Origin of the sequence: Rhizobium mayense, assembly GCF_030272705.1 — a bacterium.
Classification (GTDB): domain Bacteria; phylum Pseudomonadota; class Alphaproteobacteria; order Rhizobiales; family Rhizobiaceae; genus Rhizobium; species Rhizobium mayense.
Map to the genome: position 1 here is coordinate 41,809 of NZ_JARFYM010000013.1, position 11,749 is coordinate 53,557.

Annotated in this window: 13 protein-coding genes; 5 read left to right on the top strand and 8 right to left on the bottom strand. The window is 59.1% G+C overall.

The genetic code is table 11. The features are described 5' to 3' along the window. Window positions 1-119 precede the first annotated feature (119 nt). From PY649_RS17310 to PY649_RS17325, 4 genes are read right to left on the bottom strand one after another with little or no spacing between them, the layout of a single operon-like run. Window positions 120-674 (bottom strand): sarcosine oxidase subunit gamma, encoded by a 555-nt coding sequence (locus PY649_RS17310; RefSeq protein ID WP_285869818.1) that lies wholly within the window; start codon window positions 672-674, stop codon window positions 120-122. Between the two features lie 6 nt (window positions 675-680). After that, on the bottom strand, window positions 681-3,638 hold the full coding sequence (locus PY649_RS17315; protein ID WP_285869819.1) for a sarcosine oxidase subunit alpha family protein: 2,958 nt from the start codon (window positions 3,636-3,638) through the stop codon (window positions 681-683). Beyond that, on the bottom strand, window positions 3,635-3,913 hold the full coding sequence (locus tag PY649_RS17320) for a sarcosine oxidase subunit delta (protein ID WP_285869820.1): 279 nt from the start codon (window positions 3,911-3,913) through the stop codon (window positions 3,635-3,637). The genes PY649_RS17315 and PY649_RS17320 overlap by 4 nt, the downstream gene beginning before the upstream one ends. A 13-nt stretch (window positions 3,914-3,926) precedes the next feature. Beyond that, window positions 3,927-5,177 (bottom strand): sarcosine oxidase subunit beta family protein, encoded by a 1,251-nt coding sequence (locus PY649_RS17325; RefSeq protein WP_285869821.1) that lies wholly within the window; start codon window positions 5,175-5,177, stop codon window positions 3,927-3,929. Between the two features lie 328 nt (window positions 5,178-5,505). Between PY649_RS17325 and cysQ the strand changes: the two genes are divergently transcribed. Further along, window positions 5,506-6,300 carry a 3'(2'),5'-bisphosphate nucleotidase CysQ gene (gene cysQ / locus PY649_RS17330; protein ID WP_285869822.1) on the top strand — a complete coding sequence of 265 codons (795 nt, stop codon included), beginning with the start codon at window positions 5,506-5,508 and terminating at the stop codon, window positions 6,298-6,300. 231 nt (window positions 6,301-6,531) lie between these two features. Then, window positions 6,532-6,807 (top strand): CtrA inhibitor SciP, encoded by a 276-nt coding sequence (gene sciP / locus PY649_RS17335; RefSeq protein WP_004107124.1) that lies wholly within the window; start codon window positions 6,532-6,534, stop codon window positions 6,805-6,807. 32 nt (window positions 6,808-6,839) lie between these two features. Here sciP and PY649_RS17340 read toward each other — a convergent pair whose 3' ends face one another. Then, window positions 6,840-7,301 carry a paraquat-inducible protein A gene (locus PY649_RS17340; RefSeq protein ID WP_285869935.1) on the bottom strand — a complete coding sequence of 154 codons (462 nt, stop codon included), beginning with the start codon at window positions 7,299-7,301 and terminating at the stop codon, window positions 6,840-6,842. A 203-nt stretch (window positions 7,302-7,504) separates the two neighbouring features. On the opposite strand from PY649_RS17340, the gene PY649_RS17345 reads away from it, so the two are divergent. Then, window positions 7,505-7,786 carry a GNAT family N-acetyltransferase gene (locus PY649_RS17345; protein WP_285869823.1) on the top strand — a complete coding sequence of 94 codons (282 nt, stop codon included), beginning with the start codon at window positions 7,505-7,507 and terminating at the stop codon, window positions 7,784-7,786. A gap of 188 nt (window positions 7,787-7,974) precedes the next feature. Here PY649_RS17345 and PY649_RS17350 read toward each other — a convergent pair whose 3' ends face one another. Beyond that, window positions 7,975-8,331, bottom strand: a complete 357-nt coding sequence (locus tag PY649_RS17350) for a flagellar export protein FliJ (protein ID WP_285869824.1) — start codon at window positions 8,329-8,331, stop codon at window positions 7,975-7,977. Window positions 8,332-8,772: 441 nt separating this feature from the next. On the opposite strand from PY649_RS17350, the gene ctrA reads away from it, so the two are divergent. Next, window positions 8,773-9,474, top strand: a complete 702-nt coding sequence (gene ctrA / locus PY649_RS17355) for a response regulator transcription factor CtrA (RefSeq protein WP_285869825.1) — start codon at window positions 8,773-8,775, stop codon at window positions 9,472-9,474. Window positions 9,475-9,609: 135 nt separating this feature from the next. On the opposite strand, the gene PY649_RS17360 is transcribed toward ctrA, so the two are convergent. Then, window positions 9,610-9,972, bottom strand: a complete 363-nt coding sequence (locus PY649_RS17360) for a response regulator (protein ID WP_285869826.1) — start codon at window positions 9,970-9,972, stop codon at window positions 9,610-9,612. 207 nt (window positions 9,973-10,179) lie between these two features. Beyond that, window positions 10,180-10,827 (bottom strand): histidine phosphotransferase ChpT, encoded by a 648-nt coding sequence (chpT, locus tag PY649_RS17365; protein WP_285869827.1) that lies wholly within the window; start codon window positions 10,825-10,827, stop codon window positions 10,180-10,182. 307 nt (window positions 10,828-11,134) lie between these two features. On the opposite strand from chpT, the gene PY649_RS17370 reads away from it, so the two are divergent. Then, complete coding sequence (locus tag PY649_RS17370) at window positions 11,135-11,746, top strand: DUF1134 domain-containing protein (RefSeq protein WP_285869828.1); 612 nt, start codon at window positions 11,135-11,137, stop codon at window positions 11,744-11,746. Window positions 11,747-11,749: the final 3 nt, after the last annotated feature.

Consider the following 11,749-nt stretch of genomic DNA (forward strand, 5'->3'; position numbering starts at 1 on the left):
CCCGATCTGCGAAGCCGATCTGCCTGTTTGCGCCATCGCAATTGTTCGGATCGCGCCATTCCGTTCCCAGCGCACAAGCCCTTCGCAAAACCACCCTGGACCCTTTCCGGCTTATGCGTCTAGTCGGCAAACCCGGTCGTCAGCGCGAATTCCCGACCCATCTCCATCAGCTCTTCGAACACGCTGCCGGCATAGGACCGCGGGACGATGATCTCGAAATGGTCGGGACCGGTACGGGCCAGATTGGCACTGACGTGGCAGCACAGCATATTGGCCGACTGTCCCTCGGCGAAGACTTGCGGATGCAGGTCCACAGCGACGCATTTCGCCAGGATGCGACGAACGCTCGGGCCCGAGATGCGCAAGATCACCCGGCCATCGCTCTGTTCGACGAAGGAAACGCGATCGGCGTCCAGAATAGCAAGATCGCGCGCCAGGCTTTCGGCCCCCAGCACTTCCGATACCGCCAGCCACTCGTCCGGCCCGGCATGACGCACCGAAATGTCCGACATCGCCTTCAGCGCCGCCAGTGTCCATTCTTCCTGTCCGGCATGAGCAAGCACGGAGAAAATGACGGGGCGACGGACCACGGCAAGATGATTCGGATTTGGCTCACCCTCGAAGCCGGAAATATGATCTTCCAGCACATGCCGGTTTTGATATGAGACGCTCATCGATCCTCACCCCAAAAGTTTCTTGTTGTCAGGATCGACGAAGACCGGATTGCAGACCTCCGCAACCACCTCTTCGCCACGCAGCCCATCCCAGACCACCAGATGTTCGCCAATCCGTTCGCGGCCCGATTTGAGGAAAGCCAATGCGATGAAATGGCCGAGAACCGGGGAGAAGCAGGCGGAAGAAACATGGCCCTGGTCATTGAGTGTCGAAGGCTTGGCGCCTTCCTTCAATAGATGAGCGCCCGCGCGGATCTCCTTGGTGGCATCGACCGGCTTCAGCCCGACAAGCTGGACGCGATCGGCCGCCGTGAGGCCGAAGCGGGTCGAGAGCCGCTTGCCGATGAAATCGGGCTTCTGCGTCGCCATCATCCGGCCGAGGCCGACATCGTCTGGCGTGGTGCGGCCGTCCAGTTCGCTATGGGTGACATGACCCTTCTCGATGCGGAGCACATTCAGCGCCTCGACGCCGTAAGCACAGATACCATGCGCCTTGCCCGCCGCCATGATCGCGTCCGCGACCGCCTCGCCGTGGCCGGCGGGCACCGCGAGCTCATAGGCCAGTTCGCCGGAAAAGGAGATGCGGAACAGTCTGGCCTTCAGCCCGCCCTTCAGCATCACCTCCGAGGCAGAGAGGAACGGGAAGAATTCGTCGGAGATATCATCTTCGACAATCTGCTCCAGAACCAGCCGCGCCTTCGGCCCGGCAACCGCCATCTGCGCCCATTGATCGGACGAGGAAACGAACCGCACGTCGAGCTGCGGCCAAAGGGTTTGGGCGCAGAATTCCATATGGGTCATGACTTCGCCTGCCATGGCGGTCGTGGTGGTCAGGAAGAAATGGTTCGGCGAAAGGCGGCTAGTCGTGCCGTCATCGAACACCATTCCGTCCTCGCGCAACATCAGCCCGTAGCGCGCCTTGCCGATCGGCAGTTTCAGGAAGGCATTGGAATAGAGCCGGTTGAGAAATTCTGCGGCATCCTTGCCGAACACTTCTATCTTGCCAAGCGTCGAGACATCGCAAAGCCCGACATTGTTGCGGACATTCACCACCTCGCGGTCGACGCTGTCGCGCCAGGTCTTCTCGCCAGGGCGCGCAAACCAGGCCGAGCGATACCAAAGGCTGGCTTCGACAAAAGTCGCGCCATTTTTCTTCGCCCAGCCATGCAGCGGCGATTCCCGCACCGGCTGCGCATGCTTGTCGCGCGCCGTACCTGCGAGGGCGCCGAACGAGACCGGCGTGTAGAAAGGCCGGAACGTCGTCGTGCCGACGGCAGCGGGACTGACGCCGCGCATACCGGCGATGATACCGGCGGCGTTGACATTGCCGAGCTTGCCCTGATCCGTCGCCATGCCGCTTGTCGTATAACGCTTGGCGTGCTCCGCATGACCAAAGCCTTCGCGCAGAGCCAGCCCCAGATCCTTGGAGTGGACATCGTTCTGGAAGTCGACGAAGGCTTTATCCTTGGCGCCCGGCACATGCCAAATGGCCGCGAAGGACGAAGCGTAATCGCCTTCGACCTCCGGCATCTCGGCGTCATGTGCCGTGTGCCCGAGGCTTTCGACGACCAGTCGCGCTTTTCTGGCGCCATCGGCAAAACAGCCCGAAACGCTGTCGATTCCGCCGGCCGCTCCGGCGATCTCCAGTTCGCCGCCTACCGTCGACGCCATGAAGGCCTGTTTCTCTTCCGACCAAACGGGCTTTGCGCCGCGCTGACAGGCGAGGTGGATAACCGGCGACCAGCCGCCGGACATGGCAAGCGCATCGCAGCCGATAAGCTCGTCCAGGCCGCCGCGATCGGCAATCACGCCGCGAATACGATGCCGGCCCTTCGTGGCCTGTATCGTACCGCCATGAATGATACGAACGCCCTTCGGCGCCGCATCGGAGGAAGCGCCGCGGGTATCGACGATGGCCGATACTTCGACGCCTTCCGCCGCCAGATCCAGCGCCGTGCGATAACCGGATCCGCCATTGGTAAACACCGCCACTTTCTGCCCCGCCACCACGCCATAGCGGTTGAGATAGCTGCGCATGGCGCCGGCCATCATCACGCCGGGCTTGTCATTGCCGCCGAAAACCAGGGGCCGCTCTTCCGCGCCGGTGGCCAGGATCGCGCGCTTGGCGGCGATGCGCCACAGACGCTCGACCGGCAAATCGGGCGACGGCATCGCCACATGCTTCTGTACCTTTTCGACCGCGCCGAAGACATTGTCGTCATACCAGCCGAACACCGTGGTGCGCGGCATCAAAGTGACATTCCCGAAGCCCTGAAGCTCATCGAGGGCTGCATGCACAAAGGCCTCTGCCGAAACGCCGCCGATTGACAACCTCTCCGACAGCAGCGATCCGCCTAGGCGAAATCCTTCGTCGGCGAGGATGACACGCAGTCCGGCGCGCGCCGCGGTCAGCGCCGCCATCAGCCCCGCCGGGCCTGACCCAATCACCAACAGATCGCAATGTGCCCAGGCCTTCTCATAACGATCGGGATCGGTCTGCATAGCCGCTTTGCCGAGACCGGCGGCACGGCGGATCAGCGGTTCATAGACCTTCTCCCAGAAAGCTGCCGGCCACATGAAGGTCTTGTAGTAGAAGCCTGCACCGAAGAAGGGCGAAAACAGGCCGTTGATCGAGGCAAAGTCATACTTCAGCGACGGCCAGCGGTTTTGGCTGACCGCGCTCATGCCCTGATAGAGTTCGGCGACAGTGGCTCGGGTGTTCGGCTCCGTGCGTCCGTCCTTGCCGATCGTCACGAGCGCGTTCGGTTCGGCGGAGCCCGCCGTCAGGATGCCACGCGGACGGTGATATTTGAAACTGCGGCCGACCAGCAATTGGTCGTTGGCGAGAAGGGCAGCGGCGAGTGTGTCGCCCTCCATCCCCTTCATATCCTTGCCGTCGAACTTGAACGACAGCGGTCGGCTGCGATTGACGAGCCCACCGGAGGAAAGACGATAGGCTGTCATTGCGCAGCCTCCCGCGTCTTGCCAGCCGCATCGGTGACGGAGAAGACCTCGTGCGTGACATTGCTGCGGTCGACCACCAGCCAGCGGCGGCAACCGGCCGCATGATGCCAATATTCTAGAATGCGCCCGCGCTCGTTGTCGCGGACATAGACATAGCGATGCCAGTCTTCATCCGGGGCGGATGGCGCCGGACGGACAACGGATGCGGAGCCTCGAATGGTGAATTCTTCTTTCGGGCGCGCGCCGCAATGCGGGCAGGTGATCAAGCTTGCCATTGGTTTCGTGCCCTCAATGCAGATTCGGCTGCGGACCCTTGCCGCCTTCGTCGATCGCAAAACCGCGTGCGAAACGGTCCAGACGCATGAAGCGGCTGACATCGTGGCTCTCGCCCTTGGCGATCAAGTGCGCGAAGCAGAAGCCGGAGGCTGGCGTCGCTTTGAAGCCGCCATAGTTCCAGCCGCAGTTCAGATAGAGATTGTCGATCGGCGTCCGGTCGATGATCGGCGAGCCATCCATGCTCATATCCATCACGCCGCCCCAGCTACGCAGCACGCGGACTCGCGACAGGCCGGGAATCAGCGAGACCCCCTCCTCCATCGTATGCTCGACAGTGGCGAGATTGCCGCGCTGGGCGTAGGAGCTGTAATAATCGATATCGGCGCCGAAGACCAAGCCGCCCTTGTCCGATTGCGATATATAAAAGTGGCCGGCGCCGTAGGTGATGACGTGATCGATCACCGGCTTCAGCCCTTCGGAGACGAACGCCTGCAGAACGTGGGTTTCGATCGGCAGTTCCAGATCCGCCATGCGGCCGAGGATCGAGGTGTGGCCTGCGGCCGCCAACGCCAGCTTATCGCAGCCGATGAAGCCGCGCGTGGTCTCGACACCGGTCACGGCACCACCTTCCCGACGGATGCCGATCACCTCGCATTGCTGGATGAGATCCACGCCGCGGCTGTCGGCGCCGCGCGCATAACCCCAGGCGACAGCATCGTGCCGCGCCGTGCCGCCACGCGCCTGAAGCAGCCCACCGAAGATCGGAAAACGCGCATGATCGAAATTGAGATAGGGCATCATCTTGCGAACCTGCTCGCGGCTCAAGAGTTCCGCATCGACGCCGTGCATGCGCATGGCGTTGCCGCGCCGGGCATACTCGTCGCGCTGTCCGTCGGAATGAAAGAGATTGATGATGCCGCGTTGGGAGACCATGGCGTTGTAGTTGAAGTCCTGCTCCAGCCCTTCCCAAAGCTTCATCGAAAATTCGTAGAATGGCTCGTTGCCGGGCAGGAGATAATTGGAGCGGATGATCGTGGTGTTACGGCCGACGTTGCCGGAGCCGAGATAGCTCTTTTCCAACACGGCAACATTGGTGATGCCGAACTCCTTGGCGAGATAATAAGCCGTCGCCAGTCCATGCCCGCCGCCGCCGACGATGATCACATCATAATGCGGTTTCGGCTCCGGCGTTCGCCAGACAGACTGCCAATGACGGTTTCCTGAAAGCGCCTGCTTCAGAACCTGATATGCCGAATAACGCATGTATGAATCCCGGTCTATACGCGGCCACACATTCGCATATGCAACAAAAACGACAAGTCTGGAAAGGACGGAAAACCTTCGCAAACAGAACATGTTCTTTCCCGAATGCGCTGCAATGGCGGAGGACTGTATCCCAAAGGACACGCGGCACGCGCGGATACTGTCGAGATCGGCGCATGGAGGCAAAGCTGTGTTGCGAAGTCACGATGCAAGCGCTAGGCGCTAAAAACGTGATCGGAGCGAGGTCTAAACTTCATAGTGGAGGCTTCTTAACTAATATATCGTCAAGCTCGATACGCTGACGAGTTGGGGAAAGACGAAGAGGCCAATGCTCGCGACATTTGAAAAAGCGGCCCTTGAGGCAGGTAAGGCCATATTGGAGGTCTACCGTGCGGGCTATACTGTCGCCTTGAAGCAGGACATGAGCCCCGTCACCATCGCCGACGAGCGCGCCGAGCGCATTATTCTCGAACATCTGGCGCGCGACTTTCCGGACATTCCCGCAATTGCCGAGGAATCGGTGGCCGCCGGCAAGGTTCCCGATATTGGCGGCCGCCCCTTCTTTCTCGTTGATCCGCTCGACGGCACACGTGAATTCATAGAGCATCGCGACGAGTTCACCGTCAACATCGCCTATATTCAGAACGGCGTTCCTGTCGCCGGGATCGTTTACGCGCCCGCTCTCAGCATCGCCTTTACCGGCGAGCCCGGCAAGGCGCGGAAGCTCGTCATCACTGATCAATTCACCATTGCCGACCGTTCCGTCATTGCGGTGCGCGCGCGACCTGAGAATTTGCTGGCGCTTGCAAGCCGCTGCCACGGCAGTCCAAAGACGGATAGTTTCCTGGCGGACAATGCCGTCTCCGCTTGCACCTCGATCGGCTCTTCGCTGAAATTCTGTCTCCTTGCCGAAGGCAAGGCCGACGTCTATCCGCGCTTCACCCGTACGATGGAGTGGGACACGGCCGCCGGCGACGCGATACTGCGCGCGGCAGGTGGCTCGACGCTCACTCTCGATGGCCGTCCGCTCTCCTACGGCAAGACCGATCAGAGCGATGACTGCGATTTCGCCAACCCCAATTTCATCTGCTGGGGCGGCAAGAAAAGCTTGGTCGGCGTCTGACCTTCGGCTCAAAAGCGTAAGTTATCACTGACAAAAAATCACATGAAAACGGCTTTTTCCGCTGCAATAACAGCGGATTGTATGGCTTGTGGCGATGCCGTGAAACAGGCAAATCACCCTCTATCGGCGTTCCTTAAAATTCTTAGCAAAGTGTTACTAAGCGCTTAGGCAATTTTTAAATGTGGCAAGTTAGAGTGACTCTCGTGGTCTTGAGTATGTGTAGAGAGTCCAATGACCGAAATGATACGTCCCCGAGTAAAGTATGTCATCGGCCCCGATGGCAGCCCGCTTACGATTGCCGACCTGCCGCCGCCAAATACGCGCCGCTGGGTTATCCGTCGTAAGGCCGAGGTTGTCGCGGCCGTGCGCGGTGGTCTGCTGAGCTTGGAAGAAGCTTGCGAGCGTTATACGCTCACCGTAGAAGAATTCCTCTCCTGGCAGTCGTCCATCAATACCCATGGCCTCGCCGGCCTCCGGACGACCCGCATACAGCAGTATCGTCACTGACGACTGCACCCAGACGCGACATTCGATGATCTTCAGTTCGGGCCTTTTTCCTTCCTCAACAGGATATGAAGAAGGCCCGAAACCATGGTGGAGCCCGCATAGAACCAAAGGCCCGGCTGCGTAAAGGCAGTGGCGAGCCCGCTGGTCTTGGCGGCGGCGATGACGATTGCCACCAGCAGAACATCCGCCATCGACCACCGCGCCAAATGCGGCACGACATGGTCGAAAAAGAACCCGCCTTCGCTCTTTCTCCGCGTCCCCATCGCTTCAACCGCGAGGCTCACGGTCTTCAGGATCGGCAGCGCCACCGAGACCAGCGCGACGATCGCGGCAAGAAGATAGTTCTCGGTCTGCCAGAGAGAACTGATGATCCCGAGCAAAGACGGTGTATCGCTAAAGAAATAAAACTTTTCGAGGCGGACCAGCGGCAATACCAGGCCGAAAGCCAGCAGGAACGGGACAGTAACCAGAAGCACGGCTTGCAAATTGCGCATTGGTGCCTGAAACCTCCCTACTGGTTGCTTCGCCGCTATCACAGCCGCATAGCGCATAAGATCGGGAATCCAAATCGATTTTCGAACGGTGAAAGGCTGCACGCGTCCGCCGCTTGCCACCGGCAACAGGTTTGTTAGCATCGACCCAAGACAAATCGTTAATCGTCGTCGAACCGAAAACATTGGAAGTCAAAAGGAAAATCATGGATATCCGCAACGAAGACAATGCGTCGGGCGGCCGCTATGTCGCAACCGTCGAAGGCCACGAGGCGGAAATGACCTTTTCCCGCGCCTCCCCCACGCTCATCATCATCGATCATACCGGCGTTCCGGAAGCGCTCCGCGGCAAGGGAGTGGGCCAAGCTCTTGCCCTTCACGCCGTCGAGGAAGCTCGCCGTGGCGGTTGGAAGATCATCCCGCTCTGCCCGTTTTTCAAGGCGCAGGCCCTGCGTCACGAGGAATGGCGCGACGTGGTGAACATGTAGGCACCCCGCCAGAGATGGTTGGTATCTCCATTTGAAAACGCCAAAAGCCGTGCATGGCCGGCCACCCACCATGGCCAGTCATGCACGGCTCTCGAGCCGGTTCCGCCGCTTCTCGCACAATCCCGAAAATCGTTCCGGTTTCGGAACGGGACTACGCGGCCTCAAGTAAGCGCGACGGAATGGTTAATTCAGGCGCGTGCCCTCACCGGGCCCGAACCATCGCGCTCTTCGAGCGCTGCGGCTTTGGCGTATTCGGCCTGCATTTCTTCCAGCGATGTTTCCAGCGCCTCCTCCTGCACCTGCAACTCCCGGATCGACACCTGCAGGTTGTCCGCACGCTGACGTGCGGCCTTGGCAAAGGTCGGATAGGCGAAGTGGTTGGGATCGGAAATGCCGGACTTTTTCTCTTCCAGCACGATCTGGTTTTCCAGATCCTTCGTCATGCGGTCGAATTCCGCCATCATCATCTGCAGTTGCTGCAGCTGACGACGTTTTTCGTTCACCTGAAACTCCTTCAGGCGCGTTAGGCTCTCACGTGACTTCATACGCATTACTCCCGTGATGCGAGACCCCGGCTCTCTATTTGTTGACCCGCCGCACCGCTTTGAAACGGCTTGGTTAAAAAAATTTCCAGCGATCTTAATAAAAACCTACCGCTGGTAACCTTTCGTTTACGGGCATCGTTAATGATAGGGACGATCATTTAAGGGTCAGTAAATGTCACAGTCGGAATTCGAAATGTCGGCATTGGTGAGTCGAATGAATCACTTGGCGTGTCTTCTTAATGCAACACTTTAGGAATGATATTTGCCGATTGTCTTTGGAAAACAGTGCAATGGAAAAATTATTTAATAAATTCGATACGTCTTGCCAGAGTGAATCAGAATTTGTTAACCATTCCGTGGCAGCTTCCAAATCAGGCAGTGATTTGATCGGTATCGCGTAAGGGGGCTGACGACCTTTCGGCGGCGGTAAAGGGGATAATTATGCGGGTTTTACTTATTGAAGACGATAGCGCGACAGCGCAGAGCATCGAACTGATGCTCAAATCCGAAAGTTTCAACGTTTATACCACCGATCTCGGTGAAGAAGGCGTCGATCTCGGAAAGCTCTACGACTACGATATCATTCTGCTCGATCTTAACCTTCCCGACATGTCCGGCTACGAAGTGCTTCGCACGCTGCGCCTCTCGAAGGTCAAGACGCCGATCCTCATCCTCTCCGGCATGGCCGGTATTGAAGACAAGGTTCGCGGTCTCGGCTTCGGCGCCGACGACTATATGACCAAGCCGTTCCACAAGGATGAGCTGGTCGCGCGAATTCACGCTATCGTCCGCCGCTCCAAGGGGCACGCTCAGTCGGTGATCCTGACCGGCGAACTGATCGTCAATCTCGACGCCAAGACCGTCGAAGTCGGTGGCCAGCGCGTGCATCTGACCGGCAAGGAATACCAGATGCTGGAGCTGCTTTCGCTCCGCAAGGGCACCACACTCACCAAGGAAATGTTCCTCAACCACCTGTATGGCGGCATGGACGAGCCGGAATTGAAGATCATCGACGTCTTCATCTGCAAACTGCGCAAGAAGCTCGCCAATGCTGCCGGCGGCGCCAACTATATCGAAACCGTCTGGGGCCGTGGTTACGTGCTGCGCGAACCCGACAGCAACGATTTCGCCGAGAGCGCCTGAACCGCCCATCCCTTATCGCCGACCCGACAAAATCCCGCCCTTCGAGGCGGGATTTTTGTGTTTCCATTTCAAACATAAAAAAAATAAGGCCGCCAGAGAGGCGGCCGTCATGCGCTCAGCAGTCCGCGAATATGATCAGGCGGCAACAGCGCGATTGCCGAAGACGGCGGTCAGGATCTTGCGGTCGAAGGGCTTCAGCAGGAAATCAGTCGCGCCGGCCCGTTTGCCAGCCATCAGCTTGCGCAGGTCCGCTTCGACGACACAATAATAGATTTTCACGTCCTTGCCGTTCGGCATGGCGCGGATGCTGGCGATCAGATCGAGGGCGCCTTCCATGCCGGCGTCGACGATCAGGTAATCGGGGAGTTCGGCCTGGCAGCGCGTCAGCGCCTCGCGGGCATCGCCGGCTTCGCAGACAAGAAAATCGAGCTCGGACAGAATTCGTTTACCGACCTTGCGTACGACATCCGACGTATCCGTAATCATGAACCGCTGCATTGTCAGCTCCTTCGCGCCCGGTTGCCATCGATCGGGCACCACCTCAAATTGGGACGATAGGCGTACGAGGCTAAGGATTCGTTACCAATGTATTCTTAATTGCGCAGACAACCGAAAGACTGCGAGAGATGAGCGATACACGTAATGATAATCCCGCAGCAGGACATCCGGCTGCGGGATCATCGTCATAACTCGTGCAACCAATGCCTATTCGCCGCGCATGGCGGCGATAAAAGTCAGCTCTTCCGGCGTGGCGTTGTAGGAAAGTTCCATGCCGCTCTCATCGGCCAGAAGCACCGTGTAATAGGGCTGGATAGAGTGAGCATCGACTGCCTCTTCCAGCGTACCCGAGCAGATCTCCGCGAATTTTGGCGGCACGCGCATCAGGCGGCCCTTGGCCGTAATCGTGAACTTCGCATCGAGATCGGGATTTTCCAGCGTCACTTCGATATTGCCGCCGCGTGGAATCGAGCCATAGGCGACGAGGAAGAGGTTGAGTAGCAATTTCACGCGGTTTTTAGCGATGATGGCGCGCGGGCCGATCCAGCTGACTTCGGTCTTCTTTTCGGCGGCAGCGAAATCCTTGGCGGCGCGTTCGGCCTCGCCCGTATCGATCGAGGCACCGACCGAGCCCGATGCGCCGAAGGCAAGACGTGCGAATTTGAGACGGACGGAGGCATTGAGGGCGCTGGTGCGGATCAGCTCCATCGCATCGGCATCGGCGCCACCCTCGTCGAGCAGTTCGAGGCCGTTGTTGATTGCACCGACCGGAGAGATCACATCATGGCAAACGCGGCTGCATAGCAGCGCGGCCAGATCAGGTCCGGTCAAGGCGAGGTTCGGATTCTTCGACATTCATTGTCTCCTGAATGCTGACAAAGGCGGAACGCAGTATGATTCTACGTTGCCACGGCAAGATTGCCCGAGGATTGCCGCAGGCGGCGTACCGCACGCCATAAAGACACCATATTTGGTAAACCGATTGTTAAGATGATCGACGCAAAATGCATTCATCACCACCAGACCCTTTCGTGCGCGATTCGCCGTGCGGAACATGGACGGAACGGTCTGGACTGAGGAGCGAGGTGTATTCGGCGCGTTCTTGCGAATGCGCGGCGCATCCGCTCCCCATTGTCCCGACCATGATGAACGGATAACTGTCATGCGCTATCAACTCCCGAAGAGAATGCCAAGCCTCGGCACGAGAACGGTCGGCCTCGGGCTGATCTTAGCCCTCGTTGCATTGGTAAGCTTCGCGTTGCCGGTTCGTCAGGCAGCGGCTGCGGCCAGCAACGAATATTCGATGCAGGAAATCGTCGACGCGGGCCACTCCTTCTTCGGCTCGACCAGCGGCGGCCTCGCCAAGGTGGTCGAACGGGCCTTTCAGCAATATGGCCTGCCGAATGGTTATATTCTCGGCCAGGAGGGTTCTGGTGCCTTCATCGCCGGACTGACCTATGGCGAAGGCCAGCTCAACACCAAGAATGCCGGCGAGCACCCGCTTTATTGGCAGGGTCCCTCGCTCGGCCTCGATTACGGCGGTCAGGGCACCCGCGTCATGATGCTGGTCTACGATCTGCCGAGCGTCAACAGCGTCTACACCCGCTTTGGCGGCGTCAGCGGCCAGGCCTTCGTCGTCGCCGGCGTGGGCATGACCGTGCTGAAGAACAACGACATCGTGCTGGTGCCGATCCGCACCGGCCTCGGCGCCCGCCTCGGCGTCAACCTCGGCTACCTCAAGGTTACGCCGAGCCCGACGTGGAATCCGTTCTGATCT

What these genes read in the sequence shown, in the direction of transcription:
- PY649_RS17315 (WP_285869819.1), bottom strand. Translation starts at nt 3,638, where the DNA reads ATGACAGCCTATCGTCTTTCCTCCGGTGGGCTCGTCAATCGCAGCCGA.
- chpT (WP_285869827.1), bottom strand. Translation starts at nt 10,827, where the DNA reads ATGTCGAAGAATCCGAACCTCGCCTTGACCGGACCTGATCTGGCCGCG.
- PY649_RS17325 (WP_285869821.1), bottom strand. Translation starts at nt 5,177, where the DNA reads ATGCGTTATTCGGCATATCAGGTTCTGAAGCAGGCGCTTTCAGGAAAC.
- PY649_RS17370 (WP_285869828.1), top strand. Translation starts at nt 11,135, where the DNA reads ATGCGCTATCAACTCCCGAAGAGAATGCCAAGCCTCGGCACGAGAACG.
- cysQ (WP_285869822.1), top strand. Translation starts at nt 5,506, where the DNA reads ATGCTCGCGACATTTGAAAAAGCGGCCCTTGAGGCAGGTAAGGCCATA.
- PY649_RS17350 (WP_285869824.1), bottom strand. Translation starts at nt 8,331, where the DNA reads ATGAAGTCACGTGAGAGCCTAACGCGCCTGAAGGAGTTTCAGGTGAAC.
- sciP (WP_004107124.1), top strand. Translation starts at nt 6,532, where the DNA reads ATGACCGAAATGATACGTCCCCGAGTAAAGTATGTCATCGGCCCCGAT.
- PY649_RS17340 (WP_285869935.1), bottom strand. Translation starts at nt 7,301, where the DNA reads ATGCGCAATTTGCAAGCCGTGCTTCTGGTTACTGTCCCGTTCCTGCTG.
- ctrA (WP_285869825.1), top strand. Translation starts at nt 8,773, where the DNA reads ATGCGGGTTTTACTTATTGAAGACGATAGCGCGACAGCGCAGAGCATC.
- PY649_RS17345 (WP_285869823.1), top strand. Translation starts at nt 7,505, where the DNA reads ATGGATATCCGCAACGAAGACAATGCGTCGGGCGGCCGCTATGTCGCA.
- PY649_RS17310 (WP_285869818.1), bottom strand. Translation starts at nt 674, where the DNA reads ATGAGCGTCTCATATCAAAACCGGCATGTGCTGGAAGATCATATTTCC.
- PY649_RS17320 (WP_285869820.1), bottom strand. Translation starts at nt 3,913, where the DNA reads ATGGCAAGCTTGATCACCTGCCCGCATTGCGGCGCGCGCCCGAAAGAA.
- PY649_RS17360 (WP_285869826.1), bottom strand. Translation starts at nt 9,972, where the DNA reads ATGCAGCGGTTCATGATTACGGATACGTCGGATGTCGTACGCAAGGTC.